Origin of the sequence: Streptomonospora arabica (assembly GCF_039531585.1) — a bacterium.
GTDB lineage: Bacteria > Actinomycetota > Actinomycetes > Streptosporangiales > Streptosporangiaceae > Streptomonospora > Streptomonospora halophila.
On record NZ_BAAAQI010000025.1, the window covers coordinates 1 to 26,641 of the forward strand.

General features: G+C 74.4%; 21 protein-coding genes and 1 pseudogene. 11 read left to right on the forward strand and 11 right to left on the reverse strand.

What is annotated here, in order from left to right:
• Window positions 1-93 (forward strand): annotated as a pseudogene (locus tag ABD284_RS25860) (IS982 family transposase); the annotation flags it as partial.
• Between the two features lie 30 nt (window positions 94-123).
• Here ABD284_RS25860 and ABD284_RS24215 read toward each other — a convergent pair.
• From ABD284_RS24215 to ABD284_RS24230, 4 genes are all read right to left on the reverse strand, one after another.
• Complete coding sequence (locus ABD284_RS24215; protein ID WP_344148210.1) at window positions 124-2,520, reverse strand: beta-xylosidase/alpha-l-arabinosidase; 2,397 nt, start codon at window positions 2,518-2,520, stop codon at window positions 124-126.
• A 104-nt stretch (window positions 2,521-2,624) separates the two neighbouring features.
• Window positions 2,625-3,530, reverse strand: coding sequence for a carbohydrate ABC transporter permease (locus ABD284_RS24220; RefSeq protein WP_386699659.1), 906 nt, complete (start codon window positions 3,528-3,530; stop codon window positions 2,625-2,627).
• Window positions 3,527-4,498 carry a carbohydrate ABC transporter permease gene (locus tag ABD284_RS24225; protein ID WP_344148213.1) on the reverse strand — a complete coding sequence of 324 codons (972 nt, stop codon included), beginning with the start codon at window positions 4,496-4,498 and terminating at the stop codon, window positions 3,527-3,529. The genes ABD284_RS24220 and ABD284_RS24225 overlap by 4 nt, the downstream gene beginning before the upstream one ends.
• A complete protein-coding gene (locus ABD284_RS24230) occupies window positions 4,495-5,787 on the reverse strand; it encodes an ABC transporter substrate-binding protein (RefSeq protein ID WP_344148220.1) in 1,293 nt (430 codons plus the stop codon). Before ABD284_RS24230 ends, ABD284_RS24225 begins: the two co-directional genes overlap by 4 nt.
• A 172-nt stretch (window positions 5,788-5,959) precedes the next feature.
• On the opposite strand from ABD284_RS24230, the gene ABD284_RS24235 reads away from it, so the two are divergent.
• Window positions 5,960-6,988, forward strand: coding sequence for a LacI family DNA-binding transcriptional regulator (locus tag ABD284_RS24235; protein ID WP_344148340.1), 1,029 nt, complete (start codon window positions 5,960-5,962; stop codon window positions 6,986-6,988).
• 1,135 nt (window positions 6,989-8,123) lie between these two features.
• Here the strand turns inward: ABD284_RS24235 and ABD284_RS24240 are convergent.
• Window positions 8,124-9,140, reverse strand: a complete 1,017-nt coding sequence (locus ABD284_RS24240) for a LacI family DNA-binding transcriptional regulator (RefSeq protein ID WP_344148223.1) — start codon at window positions 9,138-9,140, stop codon at window positions 8,124-8,126.
• Between the two features lie 277 nt (window positions 9,141-9,417).
• Between ABD284_RS24240 and ABD284_RS24245 the strand changes: the two genes are divergently transcribed.
• From ABD284_RS24245 to ABD284_RS24255, 3 genes are all read left to right on the forward strand, one after another.
• Window positions 9,418-10,665 (forward strand): endo-1,4-beta-xylanase, encoded by a 1,248-nt coding sequence (locus tag ABD284_RS24245; RefSeq protein WP_344148226.1) that lies wholly within the window; start codon window positions 9,418-9,420, stop codon window positions 10,663-10,665.
• A 36-nt stretch (window positions 10,666-10,701) separates the two neighbouring features.
• Window positions 10,702-11,700, forward strand: coding sequence for a helix-turn-helix transcriptional regulator (locus ABD284_RS24250; protein ID WP_344148229.1), 999 nt, complete (start codon window positions 10,702-10,704; stop codon window positions 11,698-11,700).
• Between the two features lie 97 nt (window positions 11,701-11,797).
• Window positions 11,798-12,748 (forward strand): helix-turn-helix domain-containing protein, encoded by a 951-nt coding sequence (locus tag ABD284_RS24255; protein ID WP_344148232.1) that lies wholly within the window; start codon window positions 11,798-11,800, stop codon window positions 12,746-12,748.
• A gap of 37 nt (window positions 12,749-12,785) precedes the next feature.
• On the opposite strand, the gene ABD284_RS24260 is transcribed toward ABD284_RS24255, so the two are convergent.
• On the reverse strand, window positions 12,786-14,615 hold the full coding sequence (locus ABD284_RS24260) for a serine/threonine protein kinase (RefSeq protein WP_344148235.1): 1,830 nt from the start codon (window positions 14,613-14,615) through the stop codon (window positions 12,786-12,788).
• A gap of 307 nt (window positions 14,616-14,922) precedes the next feature.
• On the opposite strand from ABD284_RS24260, the gene ABD284_RS24265 reads away from it, so the two are divergent.
• A complete protein-coding gene (locus tag ABD284_RS24265; RefSeq protein ID WP_344148238.1) occupies window positions 14,923-15,390 on the forward strand; it encodes an NUDIX domain-containing protein in 468 nt (155 codons plus the stop codon).
• Between the two features lie 75 nt (window positions 15,391-15,465).
• Here the strand turns inward: ABD284_RS24265 and ABD284_RS24270 are convergent, their stop codons facing one another.
• The gene (locus ABD284_RS24270; RefSeq protein WP_344148241.1) at window positions 15,466-15,942 is read right to left on the reverse strand and encodes a nitroreductase family deazaflavin-dependent oxidoreductase; all 477 of its coding nucleotides are present in this window, start codon (window positions 15,940-15,942) and stop codon (window positions 15,466-15,468) included.
• A 76-nt stretch (window positions 15,943-16,018) separates the two neighbouring features.
• Window positions 16,019-16,552: a TetR/AcrR family transcriptional regulator gene (locus tag ABD284_RS24275; RefSeq protein WP_344148245.1), complete on the reverse strand. Its 534-nt coding sequence runs from the start codon at window positions 16,550-16,552 to the stop codon at window positions 16,019-16,021.
• A gap of 179 nt (window positions 16,553-16,731) precedes the next feature.
• On the opposite strand from ABD284_RS24275, the gene ABD284_RS24280 reads away from it, so the two are divergent.
• Entirely contained in the window at window positions 16,732-18,000 is a 1,269-nt protein-coding gene (locus ABD284_RS24280) for a cytochrome P450 (protein ID WP_344148248.1), read from the forward strand.
• Window positions 18,001-18,085: 85 nt separating this feature from the next.
• On the opposite strand, the gene ABD284_RS24285 is transcribed toward ABD284_RS24280, so the two are convergent.
• From ABD284_RS24285 to ABD284_RS24295, 3 genes are all read right to left on the reverse strand, one after another.
• Window positions 18,086-19,228, reverse strand: coding sequence for a hypothetical protein (locus ABD284_RS24285; protein WP_344148251.1), 1,143 nt, complete (start codon window positions 19,226-19,228; stop codon window positions 18,086-18,088).
• Window positions 19,229-19,454: 226 nt separating this feature from the next.
• Window positions 19,455-19,787 (reverse strand): MoaD/ThiS family protein, encoded by a 333-nt coding sequence (locus ABD284_RS24290; RefSeq protein ID WP_344148254.1) that lies wholly within the window; start codon window positions 19,785-19,787, stop codon window positions 19,455-19,457.
• 3 nt (window positions 19,788-19,790) lie between these two features.
• Window positions 19,791-20,891 carry a WD40/YVTN/BNR-like repeat-containing protein gene (locus tag ABD284_RS24295; protein WP_344148257.1) on the reverse strand — a complete coding sequence of 367 codons (1,101 nt, stop codon included), beginning with the start codon at window positions 20,889-20,891 and terminating at the stop codon, window positions 19,791-19,793.
• A gap of 384 nt (window positions 20,892-21,275) precedes the next feature.
• Here ABD284_RS24295 and ABD284_RS24300 point away from each other — a divergent pair, with 384 nt between their 5' ends.
• The 4 genes from ABD284_RS24300 to ABD284_RS24315 all read left to right on the forward strand — a co-directional run bounded on the left by ABD284_RS24300 (window position 21,276) and on the right by ABD284_RS24315 (window position 26,641).
• Window positions 21,276-24,098, forward strand: coding sequence for a helix-turn-helix transcriptional regulator (locus ABD284_RS24300; RefSeq protein WP_344148260.1), 2,823 nt, complete (start codon window positions 21,276-21,278; stop codon window positions 24,096-24,098).
• 168 nt (window positions 24,099-24,266) lie between these two features.
• Window positions 24,267-25,061: an ABC transporter ATP-binding protein gene (locus ABD284_RS24305; RefSeq protein ID WP_344148263.1), complete on the forward strand. Its 795-nt coding sequence runs from the start codon at window positions 24,267-24,269 to the stop codon at window positions 25,059-25,061.
• The gene (locus tag ABD284_RS24310; RefSeq protein WP_344148267.1) at window positions 25,054-25,776 is read left to right on the forward strand and encodes an ABC transporter ATP-binding protein; all 723 of its coding nucleotides are present in this window, start codon (window positions 25,054-25,056) and stop codon (window positions 25,774-25,776) included. Before ABD284_RS24305 ends, ABD284_RS24310 begins: the two co-directional genes overlap by 8 nt.
• A gap of 13 nt (window positions 25,777-25,789) precedes the next feature.
• Window positions 25,790-26,641, forward strand: coding sequence for a branched-chain amino acid ABC transporter permease (locus ABD284_RS24315; protein WP_344148270.1), 852 nt, complete (start codon window positions 25,790-25,792; stop codon window positions 26,639-26,641).

Sequence of the window (26,641 nt, forward strand, 5' to 3'; positions counted from 1 at the left end):
TGCCAGCGCATCTGCGCGCTCAACGCCGCGATCTGGCACAACTGGCTGATCGGCGCCCCGGTCAAGCGGTCACTGATCGCCTACGACCACTGACCGGGACACACAACAACTCCCATCAACGATCTAGTCGGCCACGGCGGCCTCGCTCACCAGGTGGCGGGTGTGGTCGACCTCCCGGGTCGGCCCCTCCAGGCGCACGCGGGACGTGTGCCGCACCTCCTCGCACGAGGCCCGCAGGGACAGGTCGAGGTCCCCGGCCTCCACGATGCGCCGCCCGTCGGGAGCGGTGTAGGCGGCCAGGTCGGCCGGTACGGCGAACTCCACCCGCCGCTCCTGGCCCGGCTCCAGCTCCACCCGCACGTACCCGATGAGGCTGCACACCGGCCGGCTCACCCGGGCGACGGGGTCGCCCAGATAGAGCTGGACGACCTCGGTGCCGGCGCGCGCTCCCGTGTTGCGCACCGTGCAGCCCAGGGTGAAGGAGCCGTCGGTGGTGGTCGCGACCGGGTCGCCGGAGCCCGCGGGCCGCCCGTGCACCCGGAAGTCCGTCCACGCGAAGGAGGTGTAGGAGAGGCCGTGGCCGAAGGGGTGGAGCGCGGAGGGGTCGACCGTACTGACCTCGCTGCGCCGTGCCAGCGGCGGAGCCGGATAGGAGGAGGCGGGCTGGCCGCCGCCGTCCCGCGGCACCGCCAGAGGCAGTCGGCCGCTCGGGTTGACCCGTCCCGACAGCACGCCCGCCACCGCCGGGCCGCCCTCCTCGCCGGGGAAGAACGCCTGCACCACGGCCGCCGCCCGCTCGGCGAGGCCGCCCAGCGCGTAGGGGCGCCCGCTCATCACGACCAGCACCAGCGGGGTACCGGTCTCCAGCAGCGCCTCGACCAGCTCGTGCTGCACGCCCGGCAGCCGCAGGTCGGCGACGTCGCAGCCCTCGCCCGACGTCCCGCGGCCGAAGAGCCCGGCCCGGTCGCCGACCACGGCCACGCACACGTCCGCGGCCTCGGCGGCGGCAACGGCCTCGGCGATGCCGGAGGTCTCGGGGTCGTCCACACCGCAGCCGCGCCGGTGGTCCAGCACGGCGCCGCCCAGCTCGGCGCGCAGCCCCTCCAGCAATGTCGGCACCTCGATGCCGATCCCGACGTCGGGGTGGGAGGGACCGACGTGGGCGGGGAAGGAGTAGCAGCCCAGCATGGCCTCCGTGGAGTCGGCCAGCGGACCGACCACGGCCGTGCGGCGGCCGCCCGCCAGCGGCAGCGCGCCGGAGGGGTTGGCCAGCAGCACCACCGACTCCTCGGCCAGGCGGCGGGCCAGCGCGCGGTGCTCGGCCGGGTCCAGGTCGATGTCGACGTCGGCCGCCGCGTCGCCGCCCCGGCCCTCCGCCCCGGCGGACTCGGCGGACTCGGCGGGGAACGGCGTCCAGTCGGGGTCGAGCAGGCCCAGCTCGCACTTCTGGATGAGCACGCGCAGGGCGGCGCGGTCCACGAGGTCCTCGGACACGCGTCCGTCGCGCACGGCCTCCAGCAGCGGAGCGCCGTAGTTGCGCAGGGTCGGCAGCTCGATGTCGACGCCGGCCTCCAGCGCCGCGGCCGCGGCCTCCGCGCCCGACCCGGCGATGCCGTGCAGGGTCTGAAGGAAGGTGACGGCGAAGTAGTCGGAGACCACGGTGCCGGAGAAGCCCCACTCCTCGCGCAGGAGGTAGGTGAGCAGGCCGGGGTCGGCCGTTGCGGGCACGCCGTCGTTGGCGGTGTAGGAAGGCATCACCGATCCGGCGCCGCCCAGCGCGACCGCCATCTCGAAGGGGGGCAGCAGCAGGTCGGCGAACTCGCGCGTGCCCGCCGAGACCGGCGCAAGGTTGCGTCCGGCGCGCGAGGCGGAGTATCCGGCGAAGTGCTTGAGCGTGGCGACGACGCCCGTCGACTGCAGCCCGCGCACGTAGGCGGTGGCCACGGTGCCGACCAGGTAGGGGTCCTCGCCGATGGTCTCCTCGGTGCGGCCCCACCGCGGGTCCCGGCTGACGTCCAGCACCGGAGCGAGTCCCTGGTGGATGCCGACACGCCGCATCGAGGCGCCGATCTGGGCCGCCATCCGCTCCACGAGGTCGGTGTCGAAGGACGCTCCCCAGGCCAGCGGGGTCGGATAGACGGTCGCCTGCCAGGCCGCGAAGCCCGAGAGGCACTCCTCGTGCGCGATGGCGGGGATGTTGAACCGGTTGGCCGCCGCGATCTCCTTCTGGGAGTTGGCCAGCGCCTGCACCCCCATGGCCGGGGCGACGGGGGCGGTGCCGAAGGGGCGGGTGAGCTGGCCCAGGCCGTCGGCGATGACCTGGTGCCACTCGGGGGGTACCTCGGCCAGGTCGTGCTGGTGGGGGGCGACCCCCTCACCGGATCCGTCGGCGCCCACCCAGACTCCGTAGAGCTGGGCGACCTTCTCCTCTAAGGTCATGAGCCGGAGAACCTCGCCCGCCCGTTCGTCGGCCGGACGCGCGGCGTCCTGCCAGGGGGCGAGGTTGGAATGCGGCGACATATACCGTCCTTATTCATTGCGGAGTCCCGCGCGGGGCTCCGGTGGCTGTTGGTTCCGGTGGGGCGCGGTGGCGCCGGCGGCGGACCGCCGGCGCCCGTCGCCAGCTACTTTCCGCCGACGCCCATCAGGCCGCTGACCAGCGAGCGGCGGGCGACCAGGTAGACGATGAACAGGGGGACCGTCGCCAGCACGACCGCGGACAGCAGACCGGGGATGTCGACGCGGTACAGCCCCTGGAACTCGAACAGACCCAGGGTGATGACCCGCTTGTCCGCAGACTGGGTCAGGATCAGCGGGAACAGGAAGCCGTTCCAGGCCTGGAGCGCGGCGTAGACCGCGACCGTGCTGATGCCCGACCGGGAGAGCGGTACGACCAGCCGGAAGAACATGCGCACCGATCCCGCGCCGTCCAGCTCCATCGCCTCGTAGAGGTCGTCGGAGATGTCGCGCATGGACCCGGTCAGGATCAGGATGCACACCGGCAGGGCGAACGCCGCGGTCGGCAGCATGATGGCGGCCAGGGAGTCGTACAGGCCCATCTCGATGATGATCAGGTAGACGGGGATGATCACCGCCTGGTTCGGGATGGCCAGCCCCAGCAGGAAGACCCGGAACAGCGAGTTGGTCATCAGCGAGCGCGTGCGCACGATGGCATAGCCCGCGGTCACGGCCAGGGCCACGACGAGGGCGACCACCACCGCGGTCACCACGATCGTGTTGAGTACGAAGCCCGCCAGTCCGTTCTCGATCGCCCTGGCGTAGTTGTCCAGCGTCGGGTCCGACGGGATGGTCAGCGGGCCGGCCGCCCGGTACTCCGAGGTCTGCTGGAAGGTGGCCACCAGCAGGGCGTACAGCGGCACACCCACCACCAGCAGCCAGGCGAAGGCGCCCAGGCCCGCGACCGGGTTGGGGCGCTGGCGCCAGCTGCGCAGGCGCCTGCGCCTGTGCGGTCCGGCGGCGCGCGTAGGCGGGGTCTGCCGGCCGGCGGTGGCCGGAGAGGTCGCGGTCACATCCCCTCCCGGGTGCTGCGCATCGAGCCGAATCCGGTGAAGCGCACCATCAGCAGCGAGGCGAGGGTGGCCACGGCCACCAGCACGCAGGCCACGGCGCTGGCGTAGCCGTACTGGTAGTTCTCGAACCCGGCTTCGTACATCAGGTACGGCACGATCGTGGTGGCGTGCCCGGGGCCGCCTCCCGTGATGATCAGCACCGTGTCGAAGTAGGTCAGCGATCCCACGATCATCAGCACCGACGACGTGGTGATCGTGTTGCGCAGCTGAGGCAGGGTGATGTGCCAGAACGCGCGGTAGCGGCCGGCGCCGTCGATCTCGGAGGCCTGGTACAGCGACTCGGGGATCTGCCGGGCGCCGCCCTGGTACAGCAGGGTGTGCAGCGGGATGAACTGCCAGGCGCTGACGAACAGGATCACGATGAACGCCCCGGACTCGCTGCTGAGCAGGTCCAGTCCCGGAACCCCGACCAGGGGCCCGATCCGGGCGAGCGGGCCGAAGTTGGGGTCCAGCAGCGCCCGCCAGATGATGGCGATGGCGGCCGAGGACAGCAGCAGCGGCACGAAGAAGACCGCCGAGAGCACGGCTCGGTTGCGCTGGCGGCCCGACGCCCACACGCCGAGCAGCAGCGAGATCGGCGTCTGCACCGCCCAGCTCCCGATGGTCAGCATCAGGGTCAGGGCGATGGCCCGGTGCATGACGGAGTCGCCGAGCAGCCGCGTCCAGTTGGCGAACCCGACGAACTGAGGTGATCCCAGCCCTCCCCAGGTGGTCAGGGACAGATAGACCACCAGCACCATGGGCAGCACGGCGAACAGGCCGAAGAACAGCAGTGCGGGAAGCCCCCACCAGGCGCTGGGACGTCCCGCGCGCGGCGCCCCAGAGCGCGCACCGCCGCGACCGGCGGTGCGCGCCTGGGACCGGGCCGACGCGGGGCGTCCGCTCCGGTTGGGCGAGAGAACGCTCACTGGAGCGCCGCCACGTTGTCGACGAACTCCTCGGGCGTGATCTGCTTGTTGAACAGCTTCTCGATCTCGGTCACCATCGGCTCGGCCTGCGAGCGGGGCAGCGCCTGGTCCCAGGAGAGCTGGAAGGTGGGCGCGTCGCGGACCATCTGGTACTGGTAGGTCGCGAAGTCGGGGTTGGGCGAGTGCTTCTCGATCATCTCCTCGGCGTTGGTCGTCGTGGGGACCTCGCCGTTCTCGACCATGTCCTTGACGTAGGGGTCGCTGTAGGTCTGCTTGAGGAAGTCGACCTCGGCCTCGGTGTCGCCGTCGTCGGTGACGGAGAAGAAGTTCGTCGGGTTGCCGACGACGGCCTGGGGGTTGCCGTCGCCCTCGGGCAGCTCGGGGAACGCGGTGTAGCCCAGGTGCTCCTCGGCGAACTCGGGCGCGTCGGCCAGCTGCGTGGAGTACTCCCAGGAGCCCATCAGGTGCATGGCGGCCTTGCCCTCGGAGAGCAGGGCCGAGGCGGCGCCCTCCTCATAGCTCACCGAGGCGTAGTTGTCGCCGAACGCGCCGCGGTCGACGAGGTCCTGCACGGTCTCGGCCGCGTCCAGCACGGCCGGGTCGCGCCACCCTGCGGGGTCGCCGTTCTGGATGCGTTGGAAGACCTCGTGTCCGCCCTTGCGGTCGACCAGGTACTGCATCCACATCTGCTCGGTCCAGGGCGTGGCCCCGCCGAGGGCGAAGGGGGTGACGCCCTCCTCCTTGAACGTGTCGATCAGGTCGAGGATGTCCTGCCAGGTTTCGGGCGGCTTCGCGCCGGCCTCCTCGAAGACCTTCTCGTTGTAGAAGAGCATGACGGGCTGCGTGCCGCGCAGCGGGATGCCGTACTGGGTGTCGTTGACCTTGCCGGCCTCGAGGATGGAAGGGATGAACGCGTCCTCCATCTCGGGGTTCGCCTGCAGCGTCGCCCCCAGAGGCAGGAGCATCTCCTGCTCGATGTAGGGCTCGATGCTGCCGCCGCCCCAGTTGAAGAACATGTCGGGGGCCTGGCCCGAGCCCATGACCGTGCGCAGCTTGTCCTCGTAGCCGTCGCCGGGGACCTCCTGGATGACGGCCTTGGTGGAGTCGTGCTCCTGGTTGAACCGCTTCGCGGCGTTCTTCTGCACGACCGCGAGCGAGTCCTGGTACATGAGTACGTTCATCTCGCCGTCGCCGTCGCCGCCTCCGGAACCTCCGGAGCCGCCGCACGCGGTGGCGGTGAACAGGAGCAGCGCGAGTGCGCCAGCGGTGCCGGCCCTGTGGGGAGTCATGGCTACGTCCTATCGAAACTATCGGACAAGTTATCGCAATGCGTGCTGCCAGAATTTACGGCGCTGCCGTGACAAGCGTCAATAGTCCGCGAGAAGTTCGTCACCCTCCCGCTGCGGCACCATCGGGAGACGCCCAGTAAAATGCAGGCTTGTGACAGCAGAACCCGCCCCGATGCCCCAGGGCCCCGCCGGATCCGAGCCCGTGACGATCTCGAAAATTGCGGAGGCCGCAGGGGTATCCGTGCCGACGGTCTCCAAGGTCCTCAACGGGCGCGCCGACGTCGCGCCCGAAACCCGTGCGCGCGTCGAGGAGCTCATCCACCGGCACGGCTACCGCAGGCGCCGGGGCCCCGGCGCCGGGCGCTCGCCGACGATCGACCTCGTCTTCCACGAGCTGGACAGCGCGTGGGCGATAGAGGTCATCCGCGGCGTCGAGCGCATCGCCCGCGCCGAGGGCCTCAGCGTGGTGCTCTCGGAGTCCGGCGGCGAGCAGACCCCGCGCGACGCCTGGGTGGAGGCGGTCCTGGGGCGCCAGTCCACGGCCGCGATCCTGGTCTTCTCCGACCTGGCCCCCGACCAGCGGGCGCGGCTGACCGCCCGCAGCATCCCGTTCGTGGTCGTCGACCCGACCGGCGACACCGACGAGGCCGTGCCTTCCATCGGCTCGGCCAACTGGAACGGCGGCCTGGTGGCCACGCGCCACCTGATCGAGCTCGGCCACGAGCGCATCGCGGTGATCGGCGGGCCCACCGACGTGCTGTGCAGCCGGGCGCGCATCGACGGCTACCGCTCCGCGCTGGACGCGGCCGGCCTGCCGGTCGACCCCGGGCTGGTGCGCTCGGGCGACTTCCACATCGAGGGCGGCCACAACCACGGCCGCGACCTGCTCACCTCGCCCGACCCGCCCACGGCGATCTTCGCCGGCAGCGACCTCCAGGCCATGGGCCTGTACGAGGCGGCGCGCGAGCTCGGTGTGCGGATTCCCGAGGACCTGAGCGTGGTGGGCTACGACGACCTGCCGGTCGCGCGCTGGGTCGGTCCGCCGCTGACGACGGTGCGCCAGCCGCTGACCGAGATGGCCGAGGAGGCCACGCGCCTCGCGCTGATGCTCAGCCGCGGCCAGCAGCCGCCCAACCTGCGTCTGGACCTGGCCACCAACCTGGTGGTGCGGCAGAGTACGGCCCCGCCGCGGCACCGCTGAGGGACGAGCGGGGGGGGGGGGCGGCGCCGGTTCCCCGGGCGCCGCGCCGGGCGGTCAGCCGCACACAAGTACGAGGGGCGGGACCGCAGCCGTCCCGCCCCTCGTCATCGCGGCGCCCTCAAGGGGCGGGAGGGCGCCGTTCTCCAGGGATGGCTTCGTCGCGGCGGGGCCGCCGTCCCGGTCCGCCGGCCTGGAACCGGCCGCACGAGGCCGCAGTGATATGGATGCGGCCGGTCCCAGGGTCCGGGGCGACGCGCTGAGGCGTCGGTCTCCGCCTTCGGCGGGCGCCGCTGCGGGCGGCACCCGCCGAGGCGCGGGGGCGCAGGCGTGTCCGGGCGCAGGGGATCCGCCCGGAACCGCCTGCCGGAGGCGGGTGGAGCGCCGGCGCCGGCGTCCGCGCCGCTCCCGTCCGCCCCCGCGCGGTCGGCGTGCCACCGGGTTCGACAGCGCCCCGCGGACGGGGTGCGCGCACGCGCCGGCGGAGCCGGGCGCGGCTCGGGTCGGTCATGGCGCTTCCTCGCTGTCATGGATCGGTGGCCGGGGGTCGCCGGGCGGCCGCGTGCGCGTGCCCCGGCCCGAAGGGACGGGCCGCAGCGGACATGCGGGAGCGGTCGCGCCGGCGGCCCCGGCGGCGCGGGCGCGGGGCGCCGGGTCAGCCGCGGCGGGCGGCGTCCCGGCCCGGGGGGTCCGGGCGGGCGCCGCCCCGATCCGCCCGAGGGGGCGGCGGTGGCGGCGGCGCGGTGCGGTCGGCGGCAACGGCCGCTCCGGTCGGTGGGGGCGGAACGGCCGCGCGGCTGCGGCGACGGGATGGTCGGCCCACGGGGGTGTGCTCCCTTCGGGTCGTACACGTCCGGAACGGCGGCCACCTGCACTCCCGTTGGGAGCGCTCCCAGACGTGATGAATGTAACATGGTCGCCATAAGACACCAAGGGGTCACATAGCGAAATTAACTCGAAACTCGGAATCCGCACCTCAACGGGCCCGAACCGCCGGAGTCCCCGCCCTCTCCCCCGGCGCCGCTTCGGACGGGGCCGGCGCACCGCCGGGAGCCCTCCGCATCCGCGGTACCGGGTGCGGCTGCGGCGACGACCGTGCGGGCGCCCGCCCGGCGGGCCCCGTCCCGCGGCGGCTCGCTCAGTTTCGCGGCGGCGCGGTGCTGGTCCGGGCCACCAGCTCGCCCGGCGGCGCGGGCACGCGCCGGGATTCGCCGCCCGCGACCGCATCGAGCAGCAGCGAGGCCGCCAGGCGGCCGTGCTCGGACAGGTCGCGGCGGATCGCCGTCAGGGCCGGGCGCACCGCCTGGCAGAGCGGGGAGTCGTCCCAGGCCACGATGGACAGGTGGTCCGGGACGGCCACGCCCAGCTCCTGGGCCGCGCTCAGGCCCGCCACCGCCATCAGGTCGTTGTCGTAGACCAGCGCGGTCGGCGGCTCGGGACCGGCGAGCAGGTCGCGGGTGGCCTGCGCGCCGCGCTCGCCGGTGTAGTCGGTGTGCACCACGACGGGCGGCGGCAGGCCGTGCTCGTGCGCCGCACCGGCCAGCGCCTCGGTGCGCACGCCGGTGTGCACCAGGTTCTCGGGGCCGGCCACGCGGCCGATCCTGCGGTGGCCCAGCCCCGCGAGGTGGCGCACCGCCAGGCGCATGCAGCCGCCGTCGTCGGACCACACGCACGGCAGGCCGCCCGTGCCCTCGGGCCCGCCCACGGCCACCGCCGGGAGGCCCATCACCGTGAGCGCTCCCACCCGCGGGTCGTCGCGCACCAGATCCACCACCAGCACCCCGTCCACGCGGCGCTCGGCGTACCAGCGCCGATAGGTCGCCAGCTCGGGCGAGGTCTCGTCGACCGACTGCAGCATCAGCGCCGTGTCGCCGTCGGCAAGCTCCTCCTGGATGCCGGCGATGAAGCGCATGAAGAACGTCTCGACGCCGAGCACCATCGCCGGGCGGTCGATGATCAGGCCGATGGCGCCCGCCCGTCCGTCGGAGAGGGCGCGGGCGGCGCTGCTCGGCGCCCAGCCCAGGTCGCCGGCGATGCGCAGGATGCGGGTGCGGGTGGCCTCGGAAACCCCGGGGCGGCCGTTCAGGGCGCACGAGACCGCTCCCTTGGACACTCCCGCCGCCCTCGCGATGTCGACGATCGTCGGGCGCCTCATCGTCTGGTTCCCCCCGCCTGTGAGCGCGCCGCCGCACGTGGGGAACTTACCAGCTCGCACCGAATGCGGCCGGGCGGAGCGGAGGCCGTTCGCGGTCCGGAGGACCCGCGGGCGGAAGGGGCGCATGCGCGACACGGCGGCCGCAAACGGACAAGATTCCCGGCACATCGTGGACGGACTGGGATGATCGAGACGCGGCCCGTTCCGCGGCGCACCAGGCGGGCCGCCGGGCGCCGGACGCTCCGGCGCCCGGGAACCGGCAGCGAAAGAGGGCCCCATGGTCAAGCACCGAGCCCCGCGAACGCACCTCATGGCGGTAGGCGCAGGCCTGCTGCTCTTCGTCCTGCTGGCCGTGGTCGCCGTGCGGGCGACGGCCGGACCCACGCAGGCCGGCGGCGTCCCGCTGCGCGACCTCGCCGCCGAACACGGCATCCGCATCGGCGCCGCCGCCAACCCGTACCTGCTGGAGAGGAACCGCCACTACCGGGCGGTCCTGGGCGAGCAGTACGGCTCGCTGACGGCGGAGAACGTGATGAAGTGGGACACCCTGCAACCGGAGCGCGGTGTGTACGACTTCTCTCTGGCCGACACCCTGGTCGACTTCGCCGAGAAGCACGGCCAGGACATGCGCGGCCACACCCTGCTCTGGCACAACCAGAACCCGGAGTGGCTGTCCGAGGGACACTTCGGCCCCGATGAGCTGCGCTCGATCATGCACGACCACATCGAGACCGTCGTCGGCGACCACTTCAAGGGGCGGGTCTACGCCTGGGACGTGATCAACGAGCCGTTCCGCGACAGCGGCGGCGAGCTGCGCCGCAACCTGTGGCTGCGGACCCTGGGCAAGGACTACATCGCCGAGGCGCTGCGCACGGCCCATGCGGCCGACCCGGACGCGCGGCTCTACATCAACGACTTCAGCATCGAGGGCCGCAACGCCAAGAGCGACGCCCTCTACGAGCTGGCGAAGTCGCTGCTGGAGCAGGGCGTCCCGCTGCACGGCATCGGATTCCAGAGCCACCTGAGCGTCGGCGCCGTCCCCGACGACATGGTCGAGAACATGCGCAGGTTCACCGACCTCGGGCTGGAGGTCACCGTCACCGAGCTCGACATCAGCATCGACATGCCCGCCAGCGAGGAGGAGCTGCGCGCCCAGGCCGAGGACTACCGCACGGTCGTGCGCAACTGCCTGCAGGTCAGCAAATGCACCGGGGTCACTGTGTGGGGCGTGGGCGACGCCGACTCCTGGATCCCGTCCTGGTTCCCGGGCCAGGGCGCGGCGCTGCCCTTCGACCAGGACTACGCGCCCAAGCCCGCCTTCGGCGCCGTGCAGGAGGCGCTGAGCAAGGCCGGGTTCGGCGCAACGCCCACCGGCCCCGCGACTCCCACCGCCTCCGCAACGCCCGCCGGTCCCGCGGCTTCCGCCAACCCGGCAACACCCGCGGCCTCCGCGACACCCACCGGCCCGGCACCCACGGCCTCCACAACGCCCACCGGCCCCGGTACACGGTCGCCGGGATACTGACACCGGCTGTCAGGAGCACGCCGCATACTGGGGTGCATGCGTGCGAGCCGACTGGTCTCGCTGGTGCTGCTGCTGCAGAACCGCGGGCGGATGACCGCGGCCGAGCTGGCCTCGGCCCTGGAGGTCTCCGAACGGACGATCTACCGCGACACCGAGGCGCTGAGCGGTGCCGGCATCCCGCTCTACGCCGACCGCGGCGCTGGCGGCGGGTACCGCCTCCTCGACGGCTACCGGACCCGGCTGACCGGGCTGACCGCCGGCGAGGCCGACGCGCTGCTCCTGGCGGGCCTGCCCGATGCCGCCGCCCAGCTGGGGCTGGGAGCCGAGATGGCCGCGGCCGACCTCAAGCTGCTGGCGGCACTGCCGGAGGAGCTGCGCGAACGCGCCGAGCGCGTGCGGTCGCGCTTCCACCTGGACGCGCCGGGCTGGTGGCGGGCGACCGAGGAGACCCCGCACCTGAGCGCGATCGCCGCCGCGGTGTGGGACCAGCACACGATCGACGCCGCCTACCGCCGGTGGGACGGCGCCGAGGTGCGGCGGCGGCTCGACCCGCTGGGCGTCGTGCTCAAGGGGGGCACCTGGTACTTCCTCGCGCGCCCGCACCCCGACGAGGGCCGGCCCGCGCCCTCCGGCCCGCTCCGCCCGCGCACCTTCCGCGTCTCGCGGGTGTGCGGCCTCCAGGTGCGCGACGACGTCTTCGAGCGCCCCGCCGACTTCGACCTCGCCGCCTCGTGGGCGCAGTGGTCGCGGGAGTTCGAGGAGAGCCGGCACCGGTTGCGCACCCGCGTCCGGTTGACGCGCCGCGCCCTGGAGCTGATGCCCGCCCTGTCCTCCCCGATCACCGCCGCCGGCGCAGAAGGGCTGGAACCGGGCCCCGACGGCTGGTGCGAGGCCGAGCTCCTGGTCGAGTCGGTGGCGGTGGCCACCTCGGAGTTCGCGGCCTACGGCCCCGAGATCGAGGTGCTGGAGCCCGTTGAGCTGCGCTCGGCCCTGGCCGGCTGCCTGCGCGCCGCCGCCGCACTGTACTCGCGGTGAGCCCGGCGGAGGGCGCGCGGCGCCGGGCCGGACGCGTCGGCACCACCGGCGAAAGCCGGTTGACCCTCCAGTGAGGGGAGACTCCACGATGGCGGACATGGAAACGCAGGAAGGCCTGCACACCATCGGTGAGCTGGCCGCACGCACCGGACTGAGCGTCAAGGCGATCCGGTTCTACGCCGACGCGGGCGTCGTGCCGCCGACGGCGCGCAGCGCCGCGGGCTACCGGCTCTACGACGCCGAGGCCGCGGCCCGGCTGGACCTGGTGCGCACGCTGCGCGAGCTCGGGATCGACCTGGCGACGATCAGGGCGGTCCTGGGCCGCGAGGCCGACCTCGGCGAGGTGGCCGCCGCGCACGTGCGCTCGCTGGACGAGCGGATCCGGATGCTGCGCCTGCGCCGGGCGGTGCTGAGCACCGTCGCCCATCGCACGCCGACACAACGGGAGATCAGCCTCATGACCGACCTCGCCCGCCTGTCCGCCGAGGAGCGGCAGCGCATCATCGACGACTACCACGACGCCGTCTTCGGCGGCCTCGACCTGGACGAGGACTTCGTCGCCCACCAGCGCTCGGTGCGGGTGGAGCTGCCCGAGGAGCCCGGTCCCGAGCAGGTGGACGCCTGGGTCGAGCTTGCCGAACTGGTCCAGGACCCCGGCTTCCGGGAGCGGGTGCGGGACATGGCCCGAGCCCAGGAGCGCAGCAGAGCCGACGGCACCTTCGAGCGGTCCGCCGAGGGCGCCTCCCGGCTCGCCGAGCGCATCGCCGAATCGGTCGCCGCCGCCCGCGCCGCCGGTATCGCGCCCGACTCCGCCGAGGCCCGGCCCGTGGTCGACGAGCTGGTGGCCGCTGCGCTGGAGGGCGGGGCCGCCGACACCCCGGCCGAGCGGCGCCGCCTGGCCGACGGGTACGCCGTGTTCACCGACCGCCGTGTCGAGCGCTACTGGAAGCTCATGGGCGTGATCAACGGCTGGCCCGCGTTCGAGCCGCGGGTGCCCGAGTGGGAGTGGTTCATCGCGGCGCTGCGCGCGAGCGCCGAGGCCGCGTAGCACCCCGGCGCGGGGCCGCGCCCCGCGGCCCCGCGCCTCAGCCCCAGAAGCCGTAGTAGTAGAGCATCCCGTTCGTGCCGGCGATGACGGCCAGCGCCAGCGCGGAGCCGACCACGTAGCCGGTGCGCAGCGAGCGGATGAGGAACTCGGCGCCCACGATGTTGTTCAGCAGGAAGTAGCCCAGGTACATGGCGTGGAAGAACCCGTCGAGGGTGAAGACGCCCGGGTAGTACCACCCCTGGCCGCTCCACATGCCCGACTCGGTGGTGAACCACTGCCAGGCGTAGGAGACGCCCGTTCCCAGCGGTATCTGGATGAGCGGGATGATCAGCAGCGGCAGCAGCTTGGCGAAGCTCCACAGGCTGGGCTGGTCGGCATGGCGGGCCTGCGCCTGGGCGCGGCGGGCGGCCTCCTGCTCGGCCCGCACGCGCTCGCGGTGCGCGCGCTCGGCCTCCTGCCTGCGGCGCTGCTCCTCACGCTGCTGCTCGCGCTGCTGCTGCTCCTCGCGCTGCCGGCGGAGCTCCTCGTCGCGGCGGCGCTGCTCGTCCTGGGACTGCCGGCCGCCGCCGTAGGCGTCTCCGGCGCCGCCGCGGTACATGCCGGCATAGGGGTCGTCCTGGGCCGGAGGCATCGCGGCGGTCGGGGGATGCTGCCGGCCGCCGGTGCCGTAAGCGGATGTCGGGGCGGGGCCCTGCTGGTCGTAGGCGCGGGTGTGCTGCCCGTAGGCCGCGGTGGAGGCGGCCTGGTCGTAGGCGCGCGTCTGGTCCGGCCGCGGGCCGTCGGGGTGGTAGGGCGGCGGGTGCTGGGAGGTACCGCCCGCCCCGCCGGCCCCCATGACGGAGGTGGCGTCGGCGCCGCCCTGCCCGGCGGCCCGGGTCGCCGCGTCGTCGCCGAGGGCGGAGGCCGCCGCCGCGCCGGCCGCGGCGCCGGCGGCCGCTCCGCCGAGCACGGAGGTCGACCCGCCGGTGTCGGCGCCGTCGGTGGTGCCCGCGCCGCTCAGCGCGGAGTTGGTCCGGGCGACCTGCTCGCGCACACCGCGCATGACCTGGGCGGGCAGCCAGGACTCGCCGATGGGGATGTCGCCGATCGCGTCGAGCAACTGGCCCGGCGAGGGCCGTCCCCGCGCGTCCTTGGCCAGGCAGGCCGAGACCAGGCGCTGGAGCTGGGCGGGCACCGCTGAGAGGTCGGGGTCGTGCTGCATGACGCGCATGACCAGGGTGGGCATGGCGCCCTCGCCGAAGGGCCCCACGCCGCCGGCCGCGTAGACCAGCACCGCGCCGAAGGCGAAGATGTCGCTGCCGGCGGTGAGGTGCTCGCCTTGGATCTGCTCCGGCGACATGAAACCGGGCGTTCCGATGACCGACTGGGTGGCGGCGGTGCCTTCGCTGGCGCGGGCGATGCCGAAGTCGATGACGCGCGGCCCGTCCTCGGCCAGCAGCACGTTGCCCGGCTTGAGGTCGCGGTGGATCAGTCCGACGCGGTGGATCTCGCCCAGGGCCTCGGCCAGGCCCGCCGCCAGCACGCGCAGCGTGTGCTCGGGCAGCCCGCCGTAGCTGCGCACGGCCTCGTCCAACGGCAGCGAGGGCACGTAGGAGGTCACCAGCCAGGGGACCTGGTCGTCGGGGTCGGCGTCGATGACCGGGGCGGTGAACGCACCGCTGACCTGGCGCGCGGCGGTGACCTCGCGGGCGAAGCGATCGCGGAAGGAGGTGTCGGTCGCCAGGTGGGGGTGGATGCGCTTCACCGCGACCGGGCGGCCGCCCGCTGACCGTCCGAAGTACACCTGCCCCATGCCCCCGGCACCCAGCCGGCTGATCAGCCGGTACCGGCCGATGCGCTCCGGGTCGCCGTGCTCCAACGGACCCACGTCCGTACCTCCGCTTTCGCGCTCTCTCGATGGGTGGCCCGATCCCTGCGATCGTAGCCGCACCGGGTGCGGTCCCGCCCCGCTCCGCCGGCGCCCGACCGCGGCCGGCGGGCGGGCGCGCCGCCGTCTCAGGTGCAGGCTGGAGCCTGCGCCTCGGTCGGCGTTCAGTCTAGGGGGTGGGCGCGTCACCACAGGCGCCTTTACATCGTAGATTATTCTGAGTGTCGCCCGGCACGGCCGCGGTCTCGGCGCCCGCGCGGCCCGGTACCGCGTCGCCGCGCCCTCCGGCACGGCCTACGCTGCGGGTATGGCGCAATTCCTTCCTCCCGAGCAGTGGTTCGCCTCGTTGCCCACGGCCTATCTGGCCGCATTCGGGCTGATCACCGACGAATTCGGCCGCGTACTGCTGGTCGATCCCAACTACCGCGACCACTGGACACTGCCGGGCGGGGTCGTCGAGGACGGCGAGGCCCCGCATCTGGCCTGCGAGCGCGAGGTCGCCGAGGAGGTGGGGCTGAGCCGCACCGCCGGCACGCTGCTGTCCGTGCAGTGGAGCGCGCCCCGGGGCGCCCGCCCCAAGCCGTTCCTGTCGTTCGTCTTCGACTGCGGCTCGGTGGACGCGGGCGTGCCCATCACGCTGCAGGAGGAGGAGCTCGACGACTTCGCCTTCGTCGCACCCGATGCCGCGCCCGGCCTGCTGCACCCCGCCCTGGCGCCCCGGCTGACCGGCGCCCTCAAGGCCCGCCGCGAGGGCGCGACGGTCTACGTGCCCTAGACGGCATGCAGGGAGGGTTCGCGCGAAGGGCGCCGGTCCGGCCCCGGGGGCCGAGGGGCGCGCACCCGGCGGCGCTCAGGCGCGAGGGTGCAGCCGGACGAACGGCAGTTCGCGCCCCGCGGCCCGGAAGTCCTCCTCCGACCCGTCGAGCACGAAGCCCATCATCCGCGCCAGCCGCACAGCGGCGCGCGGGTGGCGGCGGGCGTAGCCGACGAAGAACCCGGCGCCCTCGTCTGCGGCCGGCGGCTCGGCCTCCGCCGCGAAGCGCCGCGCGCCCACTTGGACGAGCACTCGCGGATGCGCGAGTACGTTGCGGTACCAGTCGGCGCGCGGGCCGAACCCGGAGCAGACGACGTAGGCGCCGCCGGGTGTGCGGTCGACGACCTCCAGAACGGTCCGCCGGCGGCGCCCGGACGTCCGCCCGACGTGGTTGAGCAGCAGGAACCGACCGCCGAGCAGCGGCCCCAGGCCCCATCGGTACAGGTGGACCGGCGCGCGGAACAGCAGCCGGGCCGCTCCGGTGGGCGGCTGCGGGCGGTCGGCGATCTCCATCGCGGCCCCTCTTCCGGTTTCGTGGTCGTTGACTCGGTCGTCGCGCCGACCGCTTCCCGGCCGCCGGCGCCGGCACTCAGTCCGCGCCCTCCAGGAGGTCGCGCAGCGCCTCCGAAGCGGCGCCGACCGGCACCTCGCGGTCGGCCATCACGTGCAGCACCAGCCCGTCGAGCAGCGCGGTCACCAGGACGGCCGCCCCGGTGCAGCGCCGCGGCCCCCAGTGGGGATACAGCGCGGCGACGCGATCGGCGATCCGGCCGCGCGCCTCGCGCAGCTCGTCGCGCAGCACGTCGCACAGGTCGGGTTCGCGCTGGGCGCCGACGACGAGTTCCACGGCGATGCGCATGGCCCGGTCGTCGTCGGTCGATGCGGGGATGATCCGGGCCAGCTCGTCCAGCACCTCGCCGACGCTCGCCCGCTCCAGCAGCGCCTCGGCGAAGGGCTCCAGGACCTGCTCGGTGCCGGCCCTGGCCACGTCGCGCCGCAGCCCGGCCAGGCCGCCGAAGTGGTAGTGGATCAGTCCGGTGTTGGCCCCGCTGCGCTCGGCCACGGCCCGCGCCGTGATGGCGGGCCAACCTCCCTCGGCGAGCAGGTCCAGCCCGGCTGCCACCAACTGCTCGCGGCGCCGCGCCCCTCGACCCGAAGTTGCACGATCGGCTAAGTTAGCCATGTGGCCAAGTTACCGCACCCGCAGCGCCGACCGCGACCTCGCACGGCCGGCACGTGCCTCGGCCCCGCCCGCACCACCATGTCGGCATCCGGTTTCCAGCGCAGCCAGGGGGCGCGTCAATGCTCTCCACCACCGAACTCCGCTTCGCCGCACGTCTGCGCATCCAGCGCGGCCTGACCTTGTTCTTCGCCCAGACCGGCGACGCCTTCAGCCGCGTCGACCACTGGCCCTGGCGCCTCGACCCCTATCCCGTCTACGCGCGGATGCACGCCGGGGAGCCCGTCCAGCGCAGCCGCGTCGGCGTGCTGACGATCGCCTCCCACGAGACCGCCCGCGGCGTGCTGCGCGACCGGCGCATCGGCGTGCGGCCCGTCGGCGAGTATCCGCTGCCCGACTTCGACCTGCTCGACCTGTCGTTTTTGCAGCGCGACGAGCCCGACCACGCCCGGCTGCGCGCCTTGGCGCGGCCCGCCTTCTCGCCGCGCCGGATGGCGGCGTACCGGCCGATGGTGCAGACCGTCGCCGACCGGCTGCTGGACGCGGTCGAACCGCGCGGCCGCTTCGACCTGATGCGCGACTTCGCCGCACCGCTGCCGATCGCGGTCATCACCGAGCTGCTCGGGATCGAGGGCGCCGACAGCGAGCGGTTCCTCCACTACGGCAACACGCTGGGCGCCTCGCTGGACGGCGCGCGCAGCCTGCGCCGGTACCGCGAGCTCATGCGGGCCTCGGCCGAGATCGACGCGATGTTCGGCAGGCTCGTCGAGGAGCGCCGCCGCGACCCCCGCGACGACATCGTCAGCGACCTGGTCTCCGCCGTGGACGACGAGCGGATGACCGCGCAGGAGCTGCACGCCATGGCGCAGCTGCTGCTCGTGGCCGGGTTCGAGACCACGGTGAACCTCATCGGAAACGCGGTGGCCGCGCTGATGGTCCACCGCGACCAGTGGGAGGCCCTGCGCGCCGATCCCGGGCTGGCACCCCGGGCGGTCGAGGAGGCGCTGCGCTACGACTCCCCCGTCCAACTGGTCGGCCGCTTCCCCCACGAGGACGTCGAGATCGCCGGGCGCGCCGTCCGGCGCGACACCCCGATGCTGGTGCTGGTCGGGGCGGCCGGGCGCGACCCGGCGGTCTTCCCCGATCCGGCGCGGTTCGACCTCACCCGAGAGAACGCGGGCGAGCACCTGTCCTTCTCCGGGGGCGCGCACTACTGCCTCGGCGCGCCGCTGGCCCGGTTGGAGGGGGACATCGCGCTGCGCACACTCGTGCGGCGCTTCCCCGACCTGCGGGCCGCGGAAGCGCCGCGGCGGCGCCGGACGACCACGATCCGCGGCCTGGCGCGGTTCCCCGTTCACGCGGGAGCGGGCTCGCGCCCGGTCTCGGCCTGAGGCGGCAGCGCACCGCCGACCGTCTCCGCCCCCCACCCCCGCGGAGGCGGCCGGCCCGCCCGGCACCGGACCGGCGCGCGTGCCGCTAGTTCGCCGGTGCGGGGGACGGACGCGCCGCACCGCGTCCGCAGTCGGCGCAGGCGCCGCGGCGGCGCAGGTGGTAGGCGAGCGCGGCGGCGGCAAGGGCCGCGCCCCAGACCGGGAAGAGCACGGCGATGAGGCCCGCCAGCACCGCGGCCCCGAACGGACCGCTCGCATCCGCGGCACCGCCGGCCATGGCGGCATAGCCCGAGACCATCGCGATGCCGCCGACGAACACCAGCACCGCCACGACGCAGGCGGGGACCACGGCCAGCGCGACCGGGACTCGCCGGCCGGCGAGTCCCGGCACCCAGCGGGGGAAGACCTCGCCCCAGCGCTGGACCAGCCCGAGCGTCAGCACGGCGCCGACGGTGGCGAAGCCCGCAAGGAACGCGCCCGAGGTCCACGAGCCGTCGGCCTGGCCCTCGCGCAGGAACTCCCGGGTGATCCCGATCGGGATGCCCAGCCACCAGGCGAACCGGGTGGCGGCGTAGAGCAGCGGCGGCGCCATCGCGACGTACACCGCGACGCTCCCCCACCGCGCCGCGGCGGCGGGCGAGGTCCACCCGTGCGCCCGGCCGGTGCGCCCGCAGTGCACGCACCCGCCCCTGCTGCGCCGCGCGTAGGCCAGGGCGGCCGCCGCCCAGAGGAGCCCGCCGGCCAGGCAGACCACCTGGTGCAGCATGTCCCGGGTCAGCGCCTGGGCCAGGAACACCGCGCCCACGTCGCTGCCGGCCACCACGCCGACCAGTCCGTAGGGCACATAGCCCAGAAGCATCAGCAGGCGGACGTCGATCATGCAGAGCAGCAGCAGTGCCGCGACCAGTGCGCCCGCGGCGACGAGCAGACGCCGCCCGGTGCGCACGCCCTTCAGCATGGTCGCGCCCACCGCCGCGGCGGGCAGGCCCGCCAGCAGCACCGCCGCCCACGCCGGTCCCGGGCCGAAGCGGGCGGCCAGCGGACCCAGCGACGGGTCGCCGGCGGCCTCCACGGGCGGGTCTCCCGCGGTCAGCGCCCAGAGCAGCGCCACCAGCGCATATCCCAGCGACCACAGCGGCGCCGCCACCGGCGTCCAGCGCAGCCACCCGCGCGGGCGGCTGCGCGCGCCCCCGCCCGCGGACCCGTTCCCGGATCGTTCCGTCGTCATCGCGCTCTCCCTCACTCCGGCGGCCGAGCGGCCGCACCGGTTGCCGAGGGCTCCCACTCTCGCCGGGGGCGGCGCCGCCGGGCCTCCCCCCGCAGAGCGGACCGCCGCCGCCGGCCTCCCCTCTGCGGGGGAGGAGCGGCGGCGGCTCTGCGCAGCGCGTTCGCGGCGCCCGGCCGGGCCGGCGCCGGTCGGGGCACGCGGCGGGTCGGGCCGACCCGAGCGCGGGTCAGCCGCCGGCCACCGACGGGAGGACGCGGACCTCCGTGCCGTCGGCGACGGGCGTGTCGAGGCCGCCGACGGCGCGGCACTCGTCGGAGTCGACGAAGACGTTGACGTAGCGGCGCAGGCGGCCCTGCTCGTCGCGGATCCGGCGGTCGAGCCCCGGGTAGCGGCGGGCGAGCTCGTCGAGGACGGCGCGCAGGGTGGGCGCGGAGTCCGGCGGGGCGGCGGTGGGCGCCGCTGCGCCGGCGGGCGCCGCGGCACCGAGCGCGATGTCGACGCGGGAGGCTCCCCCGGCGTCGCTCTGCAGGACCTGCGGGAGGACGACCGTCACACCCATGGCTCACACCTCCGTCGCGCGGACGCAGAGCACGTCGGGCAGGTGCGCGGCCACCTGCGTCCACTCGCCGCCGGAGTCGGTGGTGCAGTAGACGTCGCCGCTGCGGGTGCCGAAGTAGAAGCCGGGGTCGGCGGCGCCGTCGGTGCAGGCGCCGTCGCGCAGCACGATCCCGTAGTAGGGGTCCTCGGGCAGCCCCTTGGCGGCCGGCCGCCAGCTGCGGCCCGCGTCGTCGGTGCGGTAGACGGCCAGGTGGTCGTCGGGGGGCAGGTGCACCTCCTGGCTGACCACCGGGAACACGTATCCCGACCCGGGGATGTGCGGATGGGTGACGAAGGAGAACCCGAAGTCGGTGGGCAGGCCGTCGGCGATCGGGGTCCAGCCCGAGGCGGGGTCCGTGCTGCGGAAGACGCCGTGGTGGTTCTGGGCGTAGAACTCGCCGTCGCTGCCGACCGCGACCTTGTGCACGCACTGGCCGTACTCGGGGTACTCCTCGGGCAGGAAGACGGCGGTGATGCCGTGGTTGGCCGGGTTCCAGGCGGTGCCGCCGTCGCGGGACTGGTACACCCCGCCGGTGGACATGGCCACGGTCATGGCCCGCGGGTCGGTGCCGTCGGCGCTGACCCGCCCGGGGATCACGGTGTGGATCGCGGCCCCGCCCGCGCCGGGCCACCAGTCGCCGCGGTGGGGGTGGTCCCACAGGCCGCGCACCAGCTCGAAGCTCTCGCCGCCGTCGGTCGAGCGGAACAGCGCGGTGGGCTCGACCCCGGCGTAGACGGTGCCGGGCTCGTCGCCGAAGGCGAGCTGCCACACCCGGGTGAAGGTGGCGTCGACGTCCTCGGGGAACGCGATCGGCGCCCGGTCCGGCTCGTGCCAGGTGGCGCCGAGGTCGTCGCTGGACCACACGCTGGGCCCGAAGTGGGAGCTCTCGGCTCCGACCAGGATCCGCCGCGTGCCGGGCTCGATGCCCACCGCGTAGATGCCGGCCATGTTGGCGTAGTCCGCGCTGTCCAGGCGGTGCGGGCCGCGCATCCGCCAGGTGCGGCGGTCCTCGGCGGTTGCGGTGAACAGGCCCTTGCGTGTCCCGATGACCAGGAGATACGTCATGATCGCCCCAAGAGGTGAGTGCTCGGCAGGCAGTGGAGAACGTGGGCGGGCGCACCGTGGTCGGCGGCCCGCCGGGTGGTCGCGCGCCGCCGCGGGACTGCGCCTGCAAGGCGGCGGGTGTGACCCAGAGCATACCGGAGGCGGAGTAAAATTCGTACAAGTGTTCGCCGCGTGTCGTTGACGGAGCGGTGGCGCCGAGGGCGCCGATGTGGGCACCGACCGGGCCCGCGCGGGCGGCGGAGCACCCTCCGGCCGACCCGCCGGCGCGGGCCGCGCCGCCGCTACCAGCCGCACCCGCCGCCTCACGCAGCGCCCTATCGGTGAAATCACCAGTGTGTCCCCGGTCACCTGTCGACAGGATCGAGCGCTGTGTAACTTGAGGGCGTGCCCACAGCGAATCCCCCGCCGACTCCCGGAATCCGCCTCCGGGGCCGGGAGTCGGAGCAGCGGATGCTCACCGACGCCCTGGACGGCGCCCGCGCCGGCCAAGGCGCGGCACTGCTGGTCTGCGGGGGCCCGGGCATCGGCAAGACCGCCCTGCTCGACCACGCCTGCGAGGTGGCGCGCACGCCGCAGGTCAACCGCAGCCGGGCGCCGCAGGACGCCGTGGTCCTCAAGGGCGCGATGGTGCTCAGCTCGGCCGGCACCGAGTCCGAGTCGGCGATGCCCTTCGCCGGCCTGCAGCGCCTGCTGCGCCCGGTCGCCGATCGCATCGGCGAACTGCCGGCGCATCAGGCCGCGGCCATCGAGCAGGCGATGGAGACCGGACGCGTGGCCGAGAGCGACCGCTTCCCGCTCTCCATCGGAGTGCTGCGGACGCTGTGCCTGCTGGGCCACTCCGCTCCCCTGCTGGTCTGCGTCGACGACGCCCACCTGATGGACTCCGCGTCCCTGGACGCGCTGGCCTTCGCCGCGCGCCGGCTGGGCACCGACCCGGTGGCGGTGGTCTTCGCGGCTCGCGACGACGCGCCCAAGTCGGCGGTGCCCGGAATCCCGGCCGCGACCCTGAGCCCGCTCTCCGACGCGGCCGTCAGCGAGGTCCTCGGCGACGCCGCGCCCGGCGGTATCGCCGCCGGGGTCCGCGCCGAACTGGTGCGCGCCAGCCACGGCAACCCGCTGGCCGCCCGCGGTTTCGCGGCGGCGCTCTCCCGCGACCAGCTCTCGGGCGCCCGGTCCCTGCCGCGCACCCTGCCGCTGCCGGCGCGGCTGCGCGGCGCCTACGCACCGCGGCTGGAGCATCTGCCCGAGCCGACCCGCCACCTGCTGCTCCTGGCCTCGGCCGACCCCGACTGCGGCGCCGACGACCTCGTGCGCGCCGCGGGGCGGCCGGAGACGACCGTGGGCGACCTCGAGCCCGCCGAGAACGCCGGGCTGGTGCGCATCGACGGCGCCCGGGTGGTCTTCACCGACCCGCTGCTGCGCACGGCCGCCTACCAGGCCGCCCCGGTGGTGCGGCGCCGCGCCGCCCACGCCCGCCTGGCCCGCGTCGTCGACCCCAAGCGCGAGCCCTCGCGCTACGCCCGCCACCGTGCCGCGGCCGCCGAGGGGCCCGACTCCGAGCTGGCGGCCGAGCTGGCCGCGGCGGCCGACACCGCCAAGGAGCTCAACGGCCACTCGGTGGCCTCGGCCGCGCTAGAGCAGGCCGCCGAGCTGACCCCGATCCCCCGGCTGCGGGCGTGCCGGCTGTCCACGGCGGCCCAGGACGCGTGGCTGTCGGGAATGCCCGAGCGGGCCTCGGAGCTGCTGGAGCGCGCCGAGCCCGACGCGGTCTCCCCCCGCCAGGCCGGCGTGCTGGAGCTGATCCGCGGCCAGGTCCGGCTGCGCGAGGGCAACGCGATCGACACCGCCGACGCCCTGCTGTCCACCGCCGAGCAGCTGCTGCCCCACGACCGCGAGCTGGCGGTGCGCTCGCTGATGCGCGCCGCCGACGCCGCGTCGTTCGCGGGCGACCCGGTGCGCCACGCCGCGGCGGCGCGCCGGCTGGCGCCGCTGGCCCGCGACAACGACCCGCCGGCCATGCGGCTGGCGTTCGCCTACATGGAGGGTTGCGCGCTCAGCTTCGCCGGCGACTACGCGGGCGCGGTCGAGCCGCTGCGGCGCGCCACCGACCTGGCCGAGGAGGTCGACACCCCGGCCGAGCTGATCTGGGCGAGCATCGCCGGACTGCGGCTGGGCGACGCGCCGCTGGTGCACGCGCTGGCGACCCGCGCGGTGGCGGTGGCCCGGCGCCGGGGCGCGCTGGCGGTCGTGCCCCAGGCGCTGGAGTTCCTCGTCTACTCGGAGTTCTGGAGCGGCAGGTTCCCCTCGGGTATCGGCAACTGCATGACGGGCCTGCGGCTGGCCCGCGAGACCGGCCAGCGCAACTGCGCCACCCACCACCTCGCCGCGCTGAGCCTGCTCGCCGCCATCCAGGGCGACTCCGAGACCTGCCACGAACGGGCGCGCGCCGTGGCCGAGCGATCGTGCGAGAACAGCCTGGGCCTGCCGATCGCGCTCAGCTCGTGGGCCCTGGCCCTGCTGGAGCTGGCCCAGGGCGACGCCCACAGCGCGTTCTCGCGGCTGCGCGTGCTCAACCACGCCGGTGCGGGCTACGGCCACCCGACGATGCGGCTGCTGACCGCGCCGGTGTTCGTCGAGGCCTGCGTGCGCACCGGCGAGCACGGCCGCGCCGAGGTCGCGCTGGCGCCCTTCGAGGCGTGGGCCGATGCGACCGGCAGCCTGAGCAGCCAGGCGGTCGCGGCGCGCTGCCGGGGCCTGCTGGCCGCCCCGGACGAGGCCGCCGACCTCTTCGAGGAGGCGCTGCGGCTGCACCGGGCGTGCGGCGACGACGACGTGGAGCGGGCCCGCACCGCGCTGCTGTACGGAACGACGCTGCGCCGCAACCGCTTCCCCGGCCGCGCGCGCGAGCACCTGCGCGAGGCGCTGGAGACCTTCGAATGGATCGGCGCGCGGCTGTGGGTGGAGCAGGCCCGCGGCGAGCTGCGGGCGATCGGCGACCCCGAGCCCGCGGCCGGCTCCGACCGGGTCGACCGCGGTCTGACCACCCAGCAGCACCAGATCGCGCTGCTGGTGTCCGAAGGGGCCACCAACCGCGAGGTGGCCGCGCACATGTTCATCAGCCCCCGCACCGTCGAACACCACTTACGCGGGATCTTCCGCAAGCTCAACATCCGCTCGCGGGTGGACCTGGCCCGCATGTTCCGCTGAGAACCGCGCGGGTCCGTGGGCGCACCCCGCGGGGTGCGCCCACGGACCCCGCGACCGTCCCTCGAACCACGACCCGCCGCACCCTCCGCAGCGGCGGACGACTACCCCCTACATGCCAACCGGTCGGTATCGCAGCGGACTCCGACCCCGGCACGGAAAGCAGAGCGCATGAGACCCACAACGCCGGACCCCCTGCTCACCGCCGAGGGGGTGACCGTGCGCTTCGGCGGCCTGACAGCCCTCAACGACGTGGGGCTGTCGGTGGCGCCCGGCAGCGTCGTCGGGCTGATCGGGCCCAACGGCGCCGGGAAGACGACGCTGTTCAACGTCGTCTCCGGCGTCCTGCGCCCGCAGAGCGGCTCCGTCTCCTGGAAGGGCCGCCGGCTGCGCCGGCACCGCCCCCACCACCTCGCCGACCTGGGCATCGCCCGCACGCTGCAGGGCCTCAACCTGTTCCCCGGGCTCTCGGCGCTGGACAACGTCATGGTCGGCGCCGACCGGCTCTGCCGCGGGGGCGCGTTCGCCATGCTCACCGGCCTGGGCCGCTACCACTCCGACGAGCGGCGGCTGCGCGAGCGGGCGATGGCCGCACTGGCGGAGTTCGGCGCCGCCCATGCCGCCCGGGCGATGCCGGGCACCCTGCCCTTCGGCGTGCAGAAGCGCGTGGCGCTGGCCCGCGCGGTGGTCGCCGAACCCGAGCTGCTGCTGCTCGACGAGCCCGCCGGCGGCCTGTCCGGCGAGGACATGGCCGCCCTGGCCGCGGCCGTCAAGTCCTTCGGCTCGCGCATGGGCGTGCTGCTGGTCGAACACCACATGGACCTGGTGATGGACGTCTGCGACCACATCGTGGTGCTGGACTTCGGCGAGGTGATCGCCGCGGGACCGCCCGAGCGCATCCGGTCCGACCCCGCGGTGGCCGAGGCCTACCTGGGCGAGCCCGAGGAGGCGGGTACCGATGGCTGAACGGCCGATGCTCAGCGTGGAGGGGCTCACCGCCTGCTACGGCGCGGTGACCGCGCTCAACGGGGTGAGCATGAGCGTGCCCCGCGGCGGCATCTGCGCGGTACTGGGCGCCAACGGGGCCGGCAAGACGACGCTGCTGCGCACGCTCAGCGGCCTCAAGCGCGCCGAGTCCGGCCGGGTACTGCTGGACGGCGCCGACATCACCCGGCTACCGGCCGAGCGCCACGTCCGCCACGGCCTGGCGCACGTGCCCGAAGGCGGCGGCGTCATCGCCGAGCTGACCGTGGAGGAGAACCTGCGCCTGGGCGGGCTGTGGCGCGCGGGCCGGCGCGACCGCGCCCGGAGCGCCGCCGAGGTGCTGGAGCTGTTCCCCCCGCTGCGCGAGCGGGTGTCGCGCCCGGCCGCCACGCTCTCGGGCGGTGAGCGCCAGATGCTCGCGCTGGGGCGGGCGCTCATGGCCCGCCCGCGGGTGCTGCTGCTGGACGAGCCCTCGCTGGGTCTGGCGCCGCTGGTCACCCGGCAGATCATGCGGATGCTGCTGGACCTGCGGGCCGAACGCGAGCTGACGGTGGTGCTGGTCGAGCAGAACGCCCGCAGTGCGCTGTCGGTCTCCGACCACGGCCTCGTGCTCAACCAGGGCGAGGTCGCCATGGCCGAGGACGCCGGCCGGCTGCTGGCCGACGACCGCATGCGCCACGCCTACCTGGGCTTTTAGAAGAGGGAGATCCGTGGACCACTTCATCGACCTGACATTGAGCGGTCTGTCCGCGGGCGCGGTCTACGCGGCGCTCGCACTGTCGCTGGTCATCATCTACCAGGCCACCCGCGTGGTGAACTTCGCGCAGCCGGCGCTGGCGCTGATCTCGGTCTACATCGCCTACACGGTCTCGCAGGCCACCGGCAGCTACTGGCTGGGGTTCGGCGCCGCCCTGGCGACCGGGCTGGTGCTCGGCGCCGCCACCGAGCGGCTGCTGATCCGCCCGGTGCACGGGCGCTCCCCGCTCAGCGCCATCATCGTCACGCTGGGCCTGCTGCTGGTCCTGCAGGGGTTGGCGGGGATGATCTGGAGCAACGAGCCGCACTCGTTCTCCTACCCGCTGGGCTTTCGCGGCCGGTTCTCGCCCTCCGACTGGTTCGCGCTGGCCTCGGTGGGCGGCGCGGCGCTGCTGCTGTTCGGGCTGTACCGATTCACCCCGCTGGGGCTGCGGATGCGCGCCGCGGCGTTCCGCCCCGAGGCCGCGCGGCTGAGCGGCGTGCGGGTGGGCCTGATGCTGACCACCGGCTGGGCCATCGCCTCGGTGATCGGCGCGCTGGCCGGGATGCTGGCGGCGCCGCCGTTCATCTTCCCCAACGTGCTCGACGCCGTGTTCATCTACGCCATCGCCGCCGCGGTCGTGGGCGGGCTGGAGAACCCCTTCGGCGCCCTGGCCGGCGGCGTGCTCCTCGGCCTGTGCCTGTCCTACGTCTCCGGCTATGCGGGGCCGGAGCTGACCACGCTGGCGGCGCTGGCCGTCCTCGTCCTGGTGCTGAGCATCCGGCCGGACGGCCTGTTCTCCCGCCCGACCGCGCGAAAGGTGTAG

Coding starts and splice junctions, on each gene's coding strand:
- ABD284_RS24265 (WP_344148238.1), top strand. CDS start 14,923: ATGGCGCAATTCCTTCCTCCCGAGCAGTGGTTCGCCTCGTTGCCCACG.
- ABD284_RS24285 (WP_344148251.1), bottom strand. CDS start 19,228: ATGACGACGGAACGATCCGGGAACGGGTCCGCGGGCGGGGGCGCGCGC.
- ABD284_RS24295 (WP_344148257.1), bottom strand. CDS start 20,891: ATGACGTATCTCCTGGTCATCGGGACACGCAAGGGCCTGTTCACCGCA.
- ABD284_RS24290 (WP_344148254.1), bottom strand. CDS start 19,787: ATGGGTGTGACGGTCGTCCTCCCGCAGGTCCTGCAGAGCGACGCCGGG.
- ABD284_RS24245 (WP_344148226.1), top strand. CDS start 9,418: ATGGTCAAGCACCGAGCCCCGCGAACGCACCTCATGGCGGTAGGCGCA.
- ABD284_RS24235 (WP_344148340.1), top strand. CDS start 5,960: ATGCCCCAGGGCCCCGCCGGATCCGAGCCCGTGACGATCTCGAAAATT.
- ABD284_RS24215 (WP_344148210.1), bottom strand. CDS start 2,520: ATGTCGCCGCATTCCAACCTCGCCCCCTGGCAGGACGCCGCGCGTCCG.
- ABD284_RS24250 (WP_344148229.1), top strand. CDS start 10,702: ATGCGTGCGAGCCGACTGGTCTCGCTGGTGCTGCTGCTGCAGAACCGC.
- ABD284_RS24270 (WP_344148241.1), bottom strand. CDS start 15,942: ATGGAGATCGCCGACCGCCCGCAGCCGCCCACCGGAGCGGCCCGGCTG.
- ABD284_RS24240 (WP_344148223.1), bottom strand. CDS start 9,140: ATGAGGCGCCCGACGATCGTCGACATCGCGAGGGCGGCGGGAGTGTCC.
- ABD284_RS24255 (WP_344148232.1), top strand. CDS start 11,798: ATGGAAACGCAGGAAGGCCTGCACACCATCGGTGAGCTGGCCGCACGC.
- ABD284_RS24280 (WP_344148248.1), top strand. CDS start 16,732: ATGCTCTCCACCACCGAACTCCGCTTCGCCGCACGTCTGCGCATCCAG.
- ABD284_RS24230 (WP_344148220.1), bottom strand. CDS start 5,787: ATGACTCCCCACAGGGCCGGCACCGCTGGCGCACTCGCGCTGCTCCTG.
- ABD284_RS24310 (WP_344148267.1), top strand. CDS start 25,054: ATGGCTGAACGGCCGATGCTCAGCGTGGAGGGGCTCACCGCCTGCTAC.
- ABD284_RS24305 (WP_344148263.1), top strand. CDS start 24,267: ATGAGACCCACAACGCCGGACCCCCTGCTCACCGCCGAGGGGGTGACC.